This is a genomic window from Kitasatospora sp. NPDC041917, assembly GCF_055589745.1.
Genome location: NZ_JBVJBI010000067.1, coordinates 20,531 through 35,820, shown reverse-complemented (window position 1 = coordinate 35,820; position 15,290 = coordinate 20,531). Strand labels below are relative to the sequence as shown.

Annotated in this window: 14 protein-coding genes; 7 read left to right on the top strand and 7 right to left on the bottom strand. The window is 77.5% G+C overall.

Annotated features, from left to right (window positions below):
- A partial coding sequence (locus tag ACZ6EM_RS38885; protein WP_465774530.1) for a carbohydrate-binding protein occupies positions 1-345 on the top strand: 345 nt, incomplete at its 5' end.
- A 228-nt stretch (positions 346-573) separates the two neighbouring features.
- Here ACZ6EM_RS38885 and ACZ6EM_RS38880 read toward each other — a convergent pair.
- The 6 genes from ACZ6EM_RS38880 to ACZ6EM_RS38855 all read right to left on the bottom strand — a co-directional run bounded on the left by ACZ6EM_RS38880 (position 574) and on the right by ACZ6EM_RS38855 (position 4,615).
- The gene (locus ACZ6EM_RS38880) at positions 574-705 is read right to left on the bottom strand and encodes a hypothetical protein (RefSeq protein ID WP_452179278.1); all 132 of its coding nucleotides are present in this window, start codon (positions 703-705) and stop codon (positions 574-576) included.
- Between the two features lie 231 nt (positions 706-936).
- A complete protein-coding gene (locus ACZ6EM_RS38875; protein ID WP_452179277.1) occupies positions 937-1,194 on the bottom strand; it encodes a hypothetical protein in 258 nt (85 codons plus the stop codon).
- 82 nt (positions 1,195-1,276) lie between these two features.
- Positions 1,277-2,257, bottom strand: coding sequence for an SAM-dependent methyltransferase (locus ACZ6EM_RS38870; RefSeq protein WP_465774532.1), 981 nt, complete (start codon positions 2,255-2,257; stop codon positions 1,277-1,279).
- Positions 2,258-2,313: 56 nt separating this feature from the next.
- Entirely contained in the window at positions 2,314-2,949 is a 636-nt protein-coding gene (locus tag ACZ6EM_RS38865) for a cysteine hydrolase family protein (protein ID WP_465774529.1), read from the bottom strand.
- Positions 2,946-4,082: an isocitrate/isopropylmalate family dehydrogenase gene (locus tag ACZ6EM_RS38860; RefSeq protein WP_465774528.1), complete on the bottom strand. Its 1,137-nt coding sequence runs from the start codon at positions 4,080-4,082 to the stop codon at positions 2,946-2,948. The genes ACZ6EM_RS38865 and ACZ6EM_RS38860 overlap by 4 nt, the downstream gene beginning before the upstream one ends.
- The gene (locus ACZ6EM_RS38855; RefSeq protein ID WP_452179274.1) at positions 4,079-4,615 is read right to left on the bottom strand and encodes an EF-hand domain-containing protein; all 537 of its coding nucleotides are present in this window, start codon (positions 4,613-4,615) and stop codon (positions 4,079-4,081) included. The genes ACZ6EM_RS38860 and ACZ6EM_RS38855 overlap by 4 nt, the downstream gene beginning before the upstream one ends.
- A 582-nt stretch (positions 4,616-5,197) precedes the next feature.
- Here ACZ6EM_RS38855 and ACZ6EM_RS38850 point away from each other — a divergent pair.
- From ACZ6EM_RS38850 to ACZ6EM_RS38835, 4 genes are all read left to right on the top strand, one after another.
- Positions 5,198-8,590, top strand: coding sequence for an FtsX-like permease family protein (locus tag ACZ6EM_RS38850; RefSeq protein ID WP_465774527.1), 3,393 nt, complete (start codon positions 5,198-5,200; stop codon positions 8,588-8,590).
- A gap of 175 nt (positions 8,591-8,765) precedes the next feature.
- Positions 8,766-11,600 (top strand): hypothetical protein, encoded by a 2,835-nt coding sequence (locus tag ACZ6EM_RS38845; protein WP_465774526.1) that lies wholly within the window; start codon positions 8,766-8,768, stop codon positions 11,598-11,600.
- Between the two features lie 47 nt (positions 11,601-11,647).
- Entirely contained in the window at positions 11,648-12,553 is a 906-nt protein-coding gene (locus ACZ6EM_RS38840; RefSeq protein WP_465774531.1) for an ABC transporter ATP-binding protein, read from the top strand.
- A gap of 127 nt (positions 12,554-12,680) precedes the next feature.
- The gene (locus tag ACZ6EM_RS38835; RefSeq protein ID WP_359915127.1) at positions 12,681-13,493 is read left to right on the top strand and encodes a maleylpyruvate isomerase family mycothiol-dependent enzyme; all 813 of its coding nucleotides are present in this window, start codon (positions 12,681-12,683) and stop codon (positions 13,491-13,493) included.
- Here ACZ6EM_RS38835 and ACZ6EM_RS38830 read toward each other — a convergent pair.
- On the bottom strand, positions 13,480-13,782 hold the full coding sequence (locus ACZ6EM_RS38830) for a hypothetical protein (protein WP_359915130.1): 303 nt from the start codon (positions 13,780-13,782) through the stop codon (positions 13,480-13,482). The two genes, ACZ6EM_RS38835 and ACZ6EM_RS38830, sit on opposite strands and share 14 nt — an antisense overlap.
- Positions 13,783-13,933: 151 nt before the next feature.
- Here ACZ6EM_RS38830 and ACZ6EM_RS38825 point away from each other — a divergent pair, with 151 nt between their 5' ends.
- Together ACZ6EM_RS38825 and ACZ6EM_RS38820 are read left to right on the top strand one after the other, a co-directional pair.
- Positions 13,934-14,647 carry an aspartate/glutamate racemase family protein gene (locus tag ACZ6EM_RS38825; RefSeq protein ID WP_452179268.1) on the top strand — a complete coding sequence of 238 codons (714 nt, stop codon included), beginning with the start codon at positions 13,934-13,936 and terminating at the stop codon, positions 14,645-14,647.
- Between the two features lie 53 nt (positions 14,648-14,700).
- Positions 14,701-15,183, top strand: coding sequence for a hypothetical protein (locus ACZ6EM_RS38820; protein ID WP_465774525.1), 483 nt, complete (start codon positions 14,701-14,703; stop codon positions 15,181-15,183).
- The last annotated feature ends 107 nt before the right edge of the window (positions 15,184-15,290 follow it).

Below are 15,290 nucleotides of genomic sequence, written 5' to 3'. Positions count from 1 at the left end.
ACCGCCTCCGGCCTCCCCACCGGCGTCACCGCGAGCCTCAACCCCTCCACCGTCCAGGCCGGCTCCTCCGCCACCCTCACCCTCAACGCCTCCGCGACGGCCGTGGCCGGGACCTACCAGATCACCGTCACCGGCACCGCCGGCACCACCACCCACACCGCCCAGTACAGCCTGACGGTGGGCAAGGACTCGCCCAACCCCGGCGGCACCTGGACCGCCGGCACCACCTACCAGGCCGGCGACATCGTGACCTACAACGGCGTCGGCTACCGCTGCCTCCAGGGCCACACCGCCCAGGTCGGCTGGGAGCCGCCGAACGTGCCCGCGCTCTGGCAGCAGGTGTGACCGGCTTGCGCTGACACCCCGTGAAGCCGCTGCGCCGCGGCCCGTCGAGGGGGACGGACCGCGGCGCGGCCGTGCGCGCCGACGGATGCCGGAGGGGTCCCGGGGAGAGGGCCCCGGGATGCCGCGGTGCGCACCGAAGCCCCGGGGGCGGCCTGGACAGTGGGCCGCCCCCGGGGCGCCGTCGGCACCGTGCCCACGGCGCGGCGGTCGGTCGGCTGCCGCGGTCGGTCAGGTGCTGCGGTCGAAGAGCTTGACGCGCAGCGGCTCCCGGGCCGGGGTGTCGACCGGTTCCGGCGGGGAGAGGGTGAGGACGAACCCGCCGATCGCGATGACGGCCATGATGGCGACGGCGAGCGGCACGACGAACTGGGAGGCGGGCAGGCCGTCGGCCCGGAACCGCTCGTCCGGTTTCCGCGAAATCGGCGGCCGACGGAATTTCTGAGGGATTTTCAGGGGAATCCGCCGATGACGGCGGTTCATGATCGACATTGCGCCGGGTCAGGCCGTTTTCGCGGCGGGGCACGGAAAACGCCGCGGAATTCACCCGCGCGGAAAGGCCGGCCCGCGGCACGCCGGGGACGGGGCCGCCCGCTACCGCCCGGGCGCGGCCTGCGCGATGACGGCCCGCAGGCGGGCCTGGACGGCCTCGGCGGCCTCGCGGGTGACCGGGTCCTCGCTCTCCAGCTGCGGGGCGATCAGCTCCGCGGCGGCCACCAGGAGCGGCAGGGGCACCTCCACGCTGCGCAGGTGGAGGAGCTGGGAGGCCGCCCGCTCACCGGGCGTGGCCGGTGCGGGGGCGACGGGGATCAGGGCGGTGAGGCCCCGGGGGAGCGGCTGAGTGCTGGTCACCCGGCCCATTCTCCCGTGCGGGCCCGGGCGGTCCGCGCCGGCGGGCCCGCACGGGCCGGCGACGGCGTTCGAAGGCCCGCCTTCACCGGGGCCCCGGAACGGGCGTCCGCCGGCGCGGACCGGCGCCCGGGGCCTCCCCGCCTCCCGACGGCCCCGGGCGGGCGGCGAAGACCCAGCGGTTGGCCGCCAGCGCGTCGTTCGGCTCCGGCAGCGGGCCGCGGCCGTGCACGGCGGTGAAGTCGTACGGGCTGCGCACGGTCACCGTCCAGCCCCGGCGGGCGAGTCGGGCGGCGGAGTCGGGGCGGGGATCGGCGTCGAAGAGGGCGCGCAGGTCGATGCCGAGCCGCTGCCGGGCCGCGACGTACACGGGGGACGTGCGCACGGCCGGCGGCTCGGCGGCCACGTCCTTGAGCTCGTAGGCGAGGGTGCTGCCGGGCGCACTGAGCCGGTGCACGGTGGCCATCAGGCGCCGCTCGGCCCCGGCGGGGAGGTAGAGCAGCAGCCCCTCGGCGAGCCACGCGGTCGGCGCCGCCGGGTCGAAGCCGCCCGCCAGCAGCGGCCCGGCCCAGTCGGCGCGCAGGTCGGCGGCCAGGGGGCGGCGCTCGGCTGCGGGAGCCGCGCCGGCCGCGTCGAGGACCGTCCGTTTGAAGGCCAGCACCTCGTCGGTGTCGATCTCGTGGAGGACGCAGCCGGGCGGCCAGTCGAGCCGGTAGGCCCGGGAGTCCAGGCCCGCGCCCAGCAGGACGATCTGGCGGGTGCCGGCCCGTACGGCGGCCAGCAGGTGGTCGTCCAGGACCCGGGTGCGCAGCCCGAAGTAGCGCCCGAGGCGCCCCCACAGCGGGTCGGCCTCCCCGCCGGGGACCTGCTCGGGGCGCAGGGGCCAGTGCGCCGAGGCGGGGGAGGCGCGGACGAAGAGCTCGGCGAGCGGGTCGCGGGCCAGGGCGTCGGGGCGGTGGGTCTCGACGGCGCGGGCGGCCGCGACCAGCAGGGCGGTACGGCCCACCCCGGAGGCGACGCCGCGGGCCGGGGCCGCGGCGGTGGCGCCGTCGGCCCGCCCGGCCACGGTCTGCCCGGCCACGGCCCGCCCGGCCACGGTCTGCCCGGCCGCGGCCTGTCCGGCTACGGCGCGCACGCTTCCTCCCCGTGCGCGGGCGCCGTCCAGGCCGCGGGGTCGTCACCGGTGGTGGTGCGGGCGCCGTACAGGACGCGCATGAACCGCAGGACGTCGTCGCAGGGCAGGTGCAGGGAGGTGGTGCAGTCCGTCAGGACGGTGAGGTGGAAGCCCTTCTGGAAGGCGGTGCGGGCGGTGGAGTCCACGCAGACGTCGGCGTAGAGCCCGGCGAGCACGAGGTGCCCGGTGCCGCTCGCGCGCAGGTGCTCCTCCAGGTCCTCGCCCGGGCCTTCGCCGAGGAAGGCGTCGAAGCGGGCCCGTTTGGTGAAGACCCGTTCGCCCGGCGCCGGGGCCACCCCGTGGAACTCCGCCCCCCAGGTGCCCTCCAGGCACTTCGGCTCCTTGCCTAGGCGCCGGTCCCGCGCGCGCCAGGCCGCGCCCTGGTGGACGACGTCGCCGAGGAAGCGGACGAACAGCACCTCCACGCCCGCGCGCCGGGCCCGGTCCACCGCCCGGACGCTGTTGGCGACCACGGCCTCCAGGACGGCGCCGTCGCCGCCGAAGCGGGCCCTGGCCACCGGCCCGGCGCAGAAGTCGTTCTGCAGGTCCACCACCACCAGGGCCGTTCCCGCCGGGCCGGTCACGGCTCGCCCACCAGGGCCGTGGAACCCGCGGCGGCGGCACCGGGCGGGTCGAGGACGTCGACCAGCGCGTCGACCACCGCGGTGGTGGAGTGCCGGCCGCCGAGGTCCGGGGTGCGCACGTCCTTGTCGTCCAGGGCGGTGAGGGCGGCCTCGACCGCCCGGACGGCGCCGGGGACGCCGGCGTGCCGCTCGGCGACCAGGGCGGCGGCGCGGACCGTGGCCACCGGGTTGACCAGGTCGCGCCCGGCCAGGTCGTCGGCGGAGCCGTGCACGGTCTGGTACTCGACCAGCCCGGCCGCGCCGGGGTCGAGGCAGACGTTCTCCGTGCAGCGGCTCTCCTGCCGCTGGGCGCCGAAGCGGTCCAGCAGGACCACGTGCATGATGTCCGCCCACTCGTTCCCGGCGATCAGCAGCGTGCGCTCCGGCAGGCCGTGGGTGATCAGGTTGCGGTTGACGGTGTCGGGCTGGAACACCTCGATCCGTACGCCCAGCCGCTCGGCGATCCCGGCGACCCAGGTGTCGAACGCGCCGTCCAGGAGGTGGAACTTGTAGGCCATGACGATGCGGTCGATCCGCCCGTCGGGCCATTCGCGTCGGGCCCGCTCCAGGGCGTGGCGCACGACGGTCCCGGTGGTCTCCCGGCTGAAGGACAGGGTGCGGGTGACCGCTCCCGGGGTGTGCAGGTTCTCCCCGGTGTAGAAGCCCTGGGCCTGGTCGCGGACGAGCAGCAGGGACGTTTCCCCGGCCCGTAACAGGTCCACCTTGACGGCGCACAGGCGACGGCGCACCAGGTACAGGGACTGGGCGTTGATCGCGGTGCGGAAGACCGCGGTGGTGCCGCCGGCGGCCAGGTCGCGGCAGAACCGCTCGTAGTGCTCCGCGTCCTGCCCGGTCAGCTCCTGGATGCCGGCGGGGCCGCCGTGCGCGCGCAGCGAGACGTAGGAGTGGTAGAGGCGCGGGGAGCGCACGATCCGCACCCCCGTCGGGTGGTCGGCGGTGAGCACCCGCAGGACGCGTTCGAAGACGGCGGCGAGCTCCGGGCCGGTGCCCCGGCCCACCGCCAGCCCGACCGCGGGCCGCCCGGTGGCGGGCGCCGGCCCCGGGCCGGCGCCCTGGTGGACGACCGGGGTCACCGGGCCGCCCCGGGAACCAGGTGGTCGCCGGGGATACCGGTCTTCTCGGGGCGGTAGTAGTCGCGGATGCCCTCCGCCCAGACCGCGACCGGGACGCGGTCGCCGTCCACCGGGCCGAACGCGTCGAACAGCGCCGTGATGTTCCGGTCGCCGAACCCGATCGCGGTCATCAGGGCGAGGAAGTCCGGGCGGGTGACCAGGCCGTCGCCGTCCGGGTCGCCCAGCGTGGACAGCGCGCGGGCGAACTCGTCGATGGTGGCGTCGAAGCGCTGCGGGTCGAGCACCACGGCGGTGAACTCCTCGGGGCTGATCCGCCCGTCGCCGTCGGTGTCCAGCTCGGTCACCAGCGTGTGCCAGTAGTGCCGCAGGGCGTCGAGCAGCCGGTTCTTGGCGTCCTCGCCGGCCCGGGGGAGCGCCGCGACGACGCGGCTGCCCATCAGGTCGAAGTCGGCGGGTTCGAGGACACCGTTCCCGTCGGCGTCGAACAGTGAGAACACGAGCCCGACACGGTCGGTGGCTGCGGACGTGGGCATGGCGGTACACCTCTGGTTTCCCGGACGAAGGGACGCCGGGCCCGTGCCTCGGCGACCGCTCCACTATCCGGCCCCGCCCGGGCCACCGGCGTGCGAAGCACGGCCGGACCACCCGATCGGGGGCAATGCGCCCCCTCGCGCATGACGCACCGGTCGACTGGACAGGTAGTGAGGCTGGCCCGCGCGCCCGACAGCGCCCGGTGCCGGTGCCTGCGGGGCGAGGGTCTCGCCGTGGGAGTGTCGCCACCGGCCACGCTCTCCATCCCCCGGACACTTCCCCCCCATGGACAACTCCGCTCCCTCCCATGCGATTTCCCCGGCCGGGCCGGCAGGTCCTCCCGCGGCCCCTCCCTTGACGGACTCCTCGGAGTCCGGCGGCGTGTTCCTCCGCCCTGCCCCGTCGTTCCTCCTCCCCGCGGCAGTTCGACACGGCAGGGGCGGTTCGGGTTGTACGGGAAGGACCGTGACCTGATTGGTACAGACCACTGATGGTTCGTTGTGATAGAACCTCAGCTCTGGGCCGCAAGTGGTCCCGTGACGTGCGCCCCGGAGTCGAACGAAGGGCGCCGAGGGGAGTGGCGGATGGTGCTGGCGGGGGTTGGGCGCCGGATCGGGCGGCACGGTGCGGTGCTGGCGGCCGTGGCCGTGAGCATCCTGGTCGCGACGGCGGTGCTGTCCGCGGTGGCCGGGCTGGCCCGGTCGGCCGCCGCGGCCGGGGTGCGCCAGCGCCTCGCCGCCGACGCCGGCCGGTCGGTGGAGGTGTCCGCGCGCTGGACGGCGCAGGGCCTGCCCGCGGCCGACCGGGCGGTGCACACGGCACTGGTCCGGGCGATGGCCGGCGTCCCCTTCCGCTCCGAGACCGCCCTGCGGGCCGGTATCGCCGTGGACCTGCCGCTGCCGCTCGCCGCGCGCCGGCAGGCCACCGAAACCGGGCTGCCCGGGCTCCCGGTGGCACTGCCCGACCCGGGCCGCTACGCCCGGCTGAGCAGCGGCAGTTGGCCGGACGCCGCCCCCGCCCCCGCGTCCCCCACCGCGTCCTCCGCCGCCCCCGCCGACGTCCCCGGAAACGCCCTGCGCGTCGCCCTCCCCGAGACCGTCGCCGACCGCCTCGGCCTGACGAGCGGCAGCACCGCGGTCGTCCCGGACCCCGCCACCGGCGGCCCGCTCACGCTCACCGTGACCGGCGTCTACCGCCCCGACCCGGCCGCCGACGCCTTCTGGAACGGCCTGGCCGGCGCCGACGGCGCGGACCGCGCCCTGCTGCTGGCCGACGGCGCCCAGCTGACGGCCCTGCCCACGTTCGGCAGCCGCACCCAGGCCGTCTGGCTGGCCCTGCCCGACACCGGCCGGTCGAGCCTGCCCGAACTCGCCGCGCTGCGCGACCGGGTGGCCGTCCTCGCCGGCTCCGACACCGCCCGCTCGGTCTACCGCGGCGCAGCCCCGCCCCTGGCCGACACCAGGGTGCGCAGCGCGCTGCCCGCCGCGGTCGACGGCCAGGCGGTGCCGGCCCTGGCCGCCAGGGCCGAGATCGCCGTTCCGCTCGCCCTGCTCGCCGTACTCGCCTCGGTGGTCCTGATTCTGACGGCCCGTCGGCTGGCCGACGCGGTCGCCGTCGAGCAGACGCTCCAGCGCTCCCGGGGAGCCGGCCTGGCGCGGCTGCTCGCGGTGGCGGCCGGCGAGTGGGCGGTGGCCGCCGTGCCGGCGGCGGCCTGCGGGCTGCTGCTGGTCGAGCCGCTGCTCGCCGCCGTCCTGCGCGGCGCCGGGGCGCACGGCCTGACCGCGGCCGACGGCCGAACCGCCTGGTGGGCCGCCGGGTTCGCGCTCGCGGTGCACGGCACGGCCCTGCTGCTGCCGCTCGCCCGGCAGGCCTGGGACCCGCACGCCCGGCAGGCGCTGCGCCGGCGCCGCCCGCGCCGACCGGGCCTGCAGCGGGCCGGAGCGGACCTGGCGCTGCTCGCCGTGGCGGTCCTCGGCTTCCTCCAACTGCGCCACTACCAGGGCGTGGTGGTGCCCGACGCGGGTGCGGGCTTCGACACCGGAGTCGACCCCGTCCTGGTGCTCGCCCCGGCGGCGATGGCGGTGGCCGGCGCGGTGCTGGCGCTGCGGGCGCTGCCGCCGGCCGGGCGGCTGCTGGAACGGGCGGCCGCCCGCTCCCGCGGACTGGTCGCGCCACTGGGCGCCTGGCGGCTGAGCCGCGACGCCGGCCGCCAGGCGGTCCCGGTCCTGGTCACGCTCCTGGCCGTGGCCTGCGCCGGCCTGGCCGCCGGGGTCCTGGCCGCACTGCCGGCCGGCGACCGCGACCGGGCGGCCTTCACCGTCGGCGCCGACCTGCGGCTGTCCGGGGTGACCGGCGCGGCGGCGCAGCGGCACGGCGCACTGGCCGCGCTGCCGGGCGTCACGGCCCTCACCCCGGTCGCCGACCAGCCGGCCTACGTGGGCAGCGCCGTGGTCCGGACGGTCGCCGTCGACACCGCCGCCGCCGCGGCCTCCGGCGCCCTGCCGGCCCTGCGCCCCGACCAGGCCGACCGCCCGGCACCGGCGCTGCTGGCCCCGCTGACCGCCGCGCCCGCCCAGGGGCTCGCGATCCCCGGCGAGCCGACCGCCCTGGAGCTGACCGTCCAGGCCACCGCCGACCCCGCACCGCCGGACCAGGGCCCGAGCCTGCTGCTGTGGATCCAGGACGCCGACGGGCTGACCGAGCAGCTGACCCTCCCGCTGACGGCCGACGGCCGCCCCCACCCGCTGACCGTGAACCTGGCCGACGGCGGCCGGCGCAGCTACCCGCTGACCCTCGGCCGCGTCGGCGTCCGCTTCCCCGGCCCCCTGGCCCGGCGCACCACCCTGGAGCTGGACCTGCCACGGATCAGCGCCGTCACCGGCGACCGGCGAACCGACCTCGCCCTCGGACCGGACCGGTCCTGGATCCGCTCCGGCGCGCCCTTCGTCAGCCCCACCACACTCGGCTGCCCCGCCGGCGACCCGGCCCCGGACGCCCGGCCCACCTCGGTGCTCGACGGCGGCGCCCAGGACGACCGGGCCACCGCCTGCACCTGGCACAGCCGCGGACCCGGCCTCCTGCACGCGGTGCTGCGCTCCCAGAACCCCGCGAACGCCCTGGACCCGGCCGCCCTGGACACGTACTTCGCCGTGCGCCCCCCGACCGGCACCCCGGACGGGAGCGCCCCGCCCGTCCTGTCCGCGATCGCCGACCGCACCCTGCTCGACGCGGTGAACGCCAAGGTCGGCGACACCATCCGGCTCACCTGGGACCGCGACCGCGACAGCGACCAGAAGGTCCGCATCACCGGGGAGGTCGACGCCCTGCCCGGCTACGGCCGCGGCCAGGGCCACCTGCTGCTGGACCTGCCCGCGCTCGCCGCCAACCGCGCGCTCACCGGCGCGCCGCCGCCCGTCGACACCCACTGGTGGCTGGCCAGCGACGACCCCGCCGCCACCTGGGCCGCCGTCGACGGCCACAGCGCGTTCGGCCGCGCCCAGAGCGCACAGCGGCTCGCCGCCGACCTGGCCGACGACCCGTTCCGGGCCGGACTGCGCTGCGCCTGGCTGCTGGTCATGGCCACCGCCCCGCTCTTCGCGGTGACCGCCCTGACCCTGCACGCGGTCGGCGCGGCCCGCTCCCGGCAACGGGAGTTCGCCGTGCTGCGCGCCCTGGGCGCACGGACCGGCGAACTGACGGCGATGCTGCGCGCCGAACAGGTGGCGGTGACGGTGCCCCCGGTGCTGCTCGGCGGCCTGCTGGGCCTGCTGCTGACGGCCCTGCTGCTGCCGCTCACCGTGCTGGACGACAGCTCCGGCCCGGTCTTCCCGGCCCTGGCCACCGCCCCGGGCCGGCCGGCCGCCGCGCTCACCACGCTCGCCAGCGGCCTGCTGCTGGCCCTCACGGTCCTGGTCCTCACCCGGCTGCTGGCCAGGGTCGACCTGGTCCGGGCCCTGCGCGCGGGGGAGGACGGATGAGCCCGACGCCAGGACGGCGGCCCGGCAGCGGGCCCGGCCTCGCGCCCGGCCGCGGGCGCGCCCCCGGGCCCGGCCTCGCGCCCGGCCGCGGGCGCGCCCCCGGGCCCGGCACCCAGCCCGGCATCGCGCCCGGCACCCCGCCCCGCAACGGACGCTTCGACGGCGGGAGCCCCGCATGCTGACACTGCGCCTGATCCGACGAGAGGCGCGGATCGCCTGGCCGGTGGCGGCCGGGCTGGCGCTGCTCTCCGTCCTGCTCACGGCGATCCCGCTGAGCTGGCCGCCGCGCTTCGACCGCCTCGCCGCCGGCGCGCTCGCGGACCGGGTCGCCCGCGCCCAGCTGTCCGGCCCGCTGATCACCGCCACGTCCACCACCGTCCCGCTGCCGTCCAGGCCCCGGATCGCCCCCGGCGCACTCGACCGCGACCTCGACCGGGCCGGCCACGCGGTGCGCGCCGCCGCCGGACCGCGACTGGCCGCCGCGCTCGGCACACCGAAGGGCCGCGTGAGCGCCCCCGCCGCCGTGGCGGAAGGGCCCGGAGTCCCCACCCCCTACGGCCGGCCCCCGGGGCTCAGCCTGGTCCACGCCCAGCCCGACGACGCCCACGGCCCGGTCGAGTACGTCCAGGGCCGCGCACCCCGGCAACCCGCACCCGACCCGACGGCCCCGCCCGGACAGCCGCCCGCGGTCGAGGTCGCGGTCTCCGAAACCACCAGGGACCGCCTCGGCCTGACGACGGGTCAGCGATTCGGCCTGACCGGTACCGGCTGGTCCACCCCGGTGCTCCTGGTCGGCGTCTTCCGTACCGACCACGGCGCCGACCGCCTCTGGCAGCAGTTCCCGATGCTCGTCGCCCCCTGGACCGTCCCGGCCGAGACCGGCCAGCAACTGGTCGGCCAACTCCTCACCAGCGCCGAAGGGATCGAACAGGTCGCGGGCCGCGGCACCGTACCGCTCGAACTGGCCTGGGACCTGCCCGTGGCCACCGACCGGTCCGGGCCCGCCGCCACCGCCACGGGGACCGCCGAACTGCGCGCCGCCCTCGCCGGACTGCGCGCCGCCGACACCGCCCAGCGCTGCGGGGACGAAACCGGCGGCCTCTGCACACTCGCCGGCCAGATCGTGCCCAAGATCGCCGTCACCGACCGGCTCACGCCCGAACTGGACGCCTACGCCGCCCAACGCGGACGCGCCCAACAGCTCCAGGGCTTCGCGCTCGTCGGACTGCTCGCCGTGGTCGTGGCCACCGCCGTCGCCACCGCACGGCTCGGCGCCCGCCGCCGGGCCGGCGCCTTCGCCCTCCAGCTCTCCCGGGGCGCCGGGACCGCCGGGATCGCCGGCCGCCTGCTGGCCGAGGCCGCGGTCGCGGTCGGCGCCGGCGCCGCCGCGGGCTGGGCGATCGCCCGCGCCACCACGCCCCAGGGCACCGCCCTGGGATCCGCCCTGCCGGCGGCCGCCGCCGCCCTGCTGGTCTGGTGCGCACCGGCCGCCACCCTGCTCACCACCGCCCCGCGCACCCGGCCCCCGGCACGCTCGCGCCGCCTCGTCCTGGAAGCCCTGGCCCTGCTGCTCGCCGCGGGCGCCCTGACCGCGCTGCGCACCCGCGGCGCCCTCGCCGGCTCCGGCCTCGACCTCCCGCTCGCCCTGACCCCGGTCCTGCTGGCCCTGGTCGCGGCGCTCGTCCTGCTCCGCCTGCTGCCCCCGCTGCTGCGCCGGGCCGCCCACTGGGCGCGCCGCTCGCGCGGCCCGGTCCCGCTGGTGGCACTCGCCCAGGCCGGCCGGCACACCGGCACGGCCGCACTCGCCCTGCTGGTCCTGACGCTGGCCATGGGCTACGGCGTCTTCGGCGCCGGGATCTCGCACACCGTCACCGACAGCCGCGCCCAGAGCGCCGACTGGCGCACCGGCGGAGCACCGCTCGCCCTGGTCGGACCGCGCGACCGACTGCCCGAGGACCTCTCCCACGTCCCCACCGTCGGCCACCAGGTGACCGTCACCGGCGCGAGCGGCGAACTCACCTCGCAGGACGACGGCACCACCTTCCCCGGCGCCCAGCTCGTCGGACTGGACGCCGCCGCCCTGTCCGCCGCCCGCCCCTCCTCCCCGCTCGCCCGCGCCCTGCTGGCCGCCGACGGGGCCGACGCACCGGTGCGGCAGACCGGCGAGAACCCCACCGAACCGCTGCTCACCGCCCTGGCCGACCCCGCCCTGGCCGCCCGCTTCCCCGACGGCACCTTCGAACTGTCCGCCCTGGGCACCAGCCGCGTCCTGGTCCACGTGATCGGCGCCCTGCCCGAGGACGCCCTGCGCGACCCGGTCCTCGGACCGGTCCTCGGCAACGGGCCGCGCCCCGGCGCCCTGCTGCTGTTCACCGGCCCCTCCGCACAACGCCTGCCCGCACAGCCCGGCCACCCCTCCGCACTCCTGCTCCACCCGGCCGCCGGCGCCCCACCACTGGACCGGGCCGCCGTACGCACCGCGGCCACCCCGCAGCTCGCCCCCACCGGCAGGACCGGCCCGCGGGTCGAACTGCTCGACCACGCCGCGGAGTTCGAAGCCCTGCGCACCGACGGACTGGTCCGCTCGGTCCAGCTCGCCTTCCAGGTCACCACCGCACTCGCCCTGCTGCTCGCCCTCGGCGCCTTCGTCCTGGACCTCCTCCTCAGCGCCACCGAACGCGCCCGCGTCACCTCCTACCTGCGCACCCTGGGGCTCACCGGCCGCTCGGTACTCGCCCTGCAACTGCTGCACCCGCTGCCGCTGCTGCTCACCGCCGCGGCCGGCGGCACCGCCCTGGGCCTGCTGCTGCCCGGGGCACTCGGCCCCGGCCTGCGGCTGCAAGCGCTCACCGGAGCGCCCTTCGAACCCGCCGCACACACCGACTGGACCACCACCACGGCGCTCGGCCTCGCCCTGACCGTGCTGGTGACGGCGGCCGGCGCCCTGGAGACCGCGATCGCCCGCCGCCGCGCCCTGGGCGCCGTCCTACGACTGGGGGAGGCCCTGTGACCACCCGTGAGAACGCACGACCCGCCACCACCGGGACCGACCGGCCCATGGTCCACTGCGAGAGCCTCGTACGGATCTACCGCACCGGCACCACCGCCCGCGGCGGCGTCGAGGTCCAGGCCCTGCAAGGGCTCGACCTGACCGTGCGCGAGGGCGAACTGACCGCCCTGGTCGGGGCCTCCGGCTCCGGCAAATCCACCCTGCTCGGCATCCTCGCCGGCCTGGACACCCCCAGCGCCGGCACCGCCACCGTCGACGGCACCGACCTGGGCGCGCTCAAGCGGCGCGAACGCACCGCCTACCGCCGCCGCACCGTCGGAACGATCCAGCAGCAGACCGCCGCCAACCTGCTGCCCTACCTGACCGCCCGCGAGAACGTCCAACTGCCCATGGGCTACGCCGGCGTACCGCGCCGCCGCCGCGCCGCCCGGGCCACCGAACTGCTCGACCTGATGGGCATCGCCCAGGCGGCCGACCGCACCCCCGCCGCGCTCTCCGGCGGCGAACAGCAGCGGGTCGCCATCGCCGTCGCCCTCGCCAACGAACCCCGCCTGCTGCTCGCCGACGAACCCACCGGCGAACTGGACACCGCCACCTCGCAGGAGATCTTCACCGCCCTGCGCACCGCCAACAGCGAACTGGGCACCACCGTCCTGATCGTCACCCACGACGCCCTGGTGGCCGACCAGGTCCGCCGCACGGTACGGATCCGCGACGGGCGCACCTCCACCGAAGTGCTGCGGGGCCCTGCGGCCGCCGACGGCGACGGCGACGGCGCACCCGTCGAGTACACGGTGCTGGACCGGGTCGGCCGGCTCCAACTGCCGCGCGACTTCACGGAATCCCTCGGCCTGGCGCACCGCGTGCGACTGGTCCTCGAACACGACCACATCACCGTGTGGCCCGACCGCGACCGCCCGCCGGGCGCCGGACCCGCCGCGGACGGCGGCTGACGTCCGCCCGCCGCCCGCCCGCCGTCCAACCCGCGGTCCGCCCGCCCGCCGGCCGACAGGAACACCCGTTCCCCCGGCCCTGTCAGGGAGCTGGACAGCGGTGCGGGAGTCGACCAGTCTCACCACCATGACGTTCCCCCAACACTCTCCCTCCGCCACACGCACAGCGCTCCTCCAGGCCGTCACCGCGGTCGGCGACGAAGCCGTCCCCCTGCTCGCCGACTGCCGCGGCGACATCCGCATCCCCGGCGCCGAGTGGACGGTCGCCGAGGCCGCCGCCCACCTCGCGATGGCCAACGAACTGATGGCCGCCCTCGCCGCCGGGGAGGAACGCCCGTACGGGGACGGCACCCCGGGCGCGCTGGCCGCGGCCAACGAGGTCTCGCTGGCCGCGCGACCCGAACGCGACCCGGCCGTACTCGCCGAGGAAATCGCCCGCCAGGCAGGGGAGTTCGCGGCGGCGGCCGGCCCGCGCACCGGCACCGAGCCGATGCTGACCCCGCTCGGCCCGATGGACCTGGACACCCTCGGCGCCTACCTGCTGACCCACATGCTGGCCCACCTCTACGACGTCGCCGTCGCGCTCGGCCGGCCCCACCCGATCGACCGGCAACGCGTCGGGCTGACCATGCCGTTCCTGCGAACGGCCATGCCCCTGGTGGCGGACGCCCGCACCGCGGCCGGCCACAGCGCCTGCTACCGGCTGCGGCTGCGCGGCGCGGGCGGATTCGCGGTCACCTTCACCGACGGCGCCGTCGCGGTCAGCCAGGAGCCGCCCCGCCGCCCCGACTGCACGATCCTCGTCGAGCCGGTGGCGTTCTTCCTCCTCGCCCTGGGCCGCTGCTCCACCGCCGGCGCCATCGCCCGCGGCAAGGTGCTCGCCTGGGGCCGCCGGCCCTGGCTGGCCCCGTCCTTCCCCGGACTGTTCACAGCCCCCTGAACCCGCGCGCCGGCCCGGCACCGGCGGCCACCGCGCCCCCCTCGGCCTCGCGGCACGCCCCGCAGGCGTTCCACTGGGGCCCGCCGGGCGCGGGGGAGCGGCGAGGGGCCAGGGTCATGTCGGAGGTGCTCAGGCCGCACAGCGTCAGGGGGCCGCAGGCGCCGGAGGCCTCCGCGGGGGCGCAGTGCGCCAGACGCACCGGGTTCCCGGGGTCCGCCGGCCCGCGGTCGGGGCCGAGGATCCGCACATTGGTCGGCGTATCGGGTTCGAGCACGATGACGGTGTCCATCTCCACAACCTCGCCGCCCGACCCGTCCGCTGCACCCGCACCGTGGCATCCGGCCCAGCCACCCCCACCCCTGACACCCCGCCCCGGCGCCCCCGTCCCGGCGCCCTCCCGGCGACGGGGCCCGGCCGCCGGGGCCGCTAGCATCGCGCGCATGCTGGCGCTGCTCCACACCTCCCCGGTCCACGTCCCCGTCTTCGACGCGCTCCGCGACCGCGAGCACCCCGGGCTGCCCCTGCGGCACGTCGTGTCGGAGGGGCTGCTGGCCAGGGCCCTGGCCGAGGGGCCCGAGGCCGTGGCGGGGGACATCGACCGGGCTCTCGCCCCGGCGATCGCCGCCGGGGCCGCGGCGGTGCTGTGCACCTGTTCGACGATCGGGGGCGTCGCGGAGGCCCGGGCCGCGGCGCTGGGAGTGCCCGTGCTGCGCGTCGACCGTCCGATGGCGGCGGCCGCCGTCGCCGTCGCACCCGGCGGCGGCCGAGCGGCGACACGCATCGCCGTGATCGCCGCACTGGCCGGCACCCTGGGCCCGACCACGGCCCTCGTCGACGAGGAGGCCGCCCGATCCGGCCGGCCGGTCACGGTGACGGCCACGCTGGTCGACGGCGCCTGGGACCGGTTCGAGAGCGGCGACCGCGCCGGCTACCTGACCGCGATCGCCACCGCCGTCGAGGCCGTGGTCGACGCGGACGCCGTCGTCCTCGCCCAGGCGTCCATGGCGGACGCCGCGCAGCGGACCGCGACCGCCGTACCGGTCCTGTCCAGCCCGGCCCTCGGGCTGCGCGCCGCTGCCGCCGCCGCGGTGTCACGCCCCGCGCAGGCGGCGCTTGAGTATCCGTACTCAGGCGGTGCTGTCGGTGCCGGATGACACTGTGCGGGTGCGTCGGGACGCCCGGGCCCGGCACCACGGAGGGGATGACCATGAGGCGTGCGAGTTTCGCCTGGACGACGGCGGCGGTGGCGGTGGCGGCGATCGCGGTGACGGCGGTCCCGGCGTCCGCCGGACAGGCCGGACAGGCCGGGGAGATCGGGGAGATCGGGCACGGGACGCCGGGGACGGGCGAGATCCTGCCCTACCCCGGGCAGGAGGGGCTGATCTGGATCCCGGACTGGATCGGTGACGGCGGGGCGGTCACCGGCGGCGCCTACACGGCCGGTCCGCCCGTCACCGTGACGGTCGGCTGCCGGGGCGGCAGCGGCGGCGCGGGCGAGGTGCGGGTCACCTTCACGCCGTACTACGGCGACACCACCCCGGTGGAGTTCACCGTGCCCTGTCCGGCCGAGGCCGTCGACAGGGGCTCGGCGGTGGTGACGGCCGAGCAGGGCCGGTCCTTCCACGTCGGGGTGAAGGCGTCGGCCCCCGACGTGCACTGGGGGCTGACGGTCACCCAGCCGGACGCCTGACCGACCGGGGGCGGGAACCGACCGCCCGCCGGCCGCAGCCCTCGCGGGTGCGGCCGGCTCCCTCGGCCCCACCGCCGGGGCCCGCCCCGCTATACACACCATGTATA